The following is a 1,073-nucleotide window of genomic DNA, read 5'->3' on the forward strand; positions in this document are numbered from 1 at the left end:
CTGACGTCGCCCCCGAAGTGTCCCCACTCATAGCTGGACTATGTTCGTGTTGTGGTCCTGCCCGGACCGGGTTGCAAACTCGTTCGGAGTGAGGCCGCCCAGGCTGGTATGCGGGCGGTCGTGATTGTAGTCGACCCGCCATTCCTCGATGAGGCGGCGAGCAGCCGGCAGGCTGCGGAAAAGGTGCTCGTTCAGGCACTCATCGCGGAACCGGCCATTCAGGCTCTCGACGAAGCCGTTCTGCATCGGCTTGCCTGGCGCGATGTAGTGCCACTCGACGCGGCGAGCCTCCTGCCATTGGAGGATCGCACAGGACGTCAGCTCCGTTCCGTTGTCACTGACGACCGTCAGCGGCTTGCCACGCTGGGCGATGAGGCCGTCGAGTTCCCGGGCCACCCGAGCACCCGACAAGGACGTGTCGACCACCAGCGCCAGACATTCGCGGGTGAAGTCATCGACCACGACCAGCACCCGGAAGCGACGCCCGTCGCTGAGTTGGTCGGAGACAAAGTCGAGGCTCCAGCGCTGGTTCGGTCCCCGCGGCAGCGTCATCGGGGCGCGTGTTCCGATCGCCCGTTTACGGCCGCCCCGGCGCCGCACGGTCAGCCGTTCCTCCCGATACATGCGGAACAGCTTCTTGTGGTTCACCTCGATGCCTTCGCGTCGCAGCAGGATGTGCAGCCGCCGATAGCCGAACCGTCGCCGCTCGTTCGCCAGCGCTTGTCGCCGTTCGCGCATGGCCGCGTCGTCCGGCCGCTGCGACTGGTAACGGTAGGTCCTGGGATGCATCCCGATCAGCGCACAGGCGCGCCGCTGGGAATATCCCTTCTTTTCAATCGCTCAGCTCACGAAGCTTCTCCGCGCGCCGGGCGTCAGAAGTTTTTTCCCAGAGCATCCCGCAGCGTCGCCACGTCAAGCATCTGTTCGGCGAGGAGCTTCTTGAGGCGGGCGTTCTCATCCTCCAGCGCCTTCAGCCGCTTGGCGTCCGAGACCTCCATGCCGCCGTAGCGCTTGCGCCAGGTGTAGAAGGTCGCATCGCTGATCCCGTGCTTGCGGCACAGCTCCGCCACGCC

General features: G+C 65.4%; 1 pseudogene. It reads right to left on the reverse strand.

Annotated features, from left to right (window positions below):
- Positions 1-27: 27 nt before the first annotated feature.
- Positions 28-1,073: pseudogene (locus tag BIX52_RS22310) on the reverse strand (IS3 family transposase); the annotation flags it as partial.

This window comes from Acuticoccus yangtzensis, assembly GCF_001927245.1.
GTDB classification, from domain to species: domain Bacteria; phylum Pseudomonadota; class Alphaproteobacteria; order Rhizobiales; family Amorphaceae; genus Acuticoccus; species Acuticoccus yangtzensis.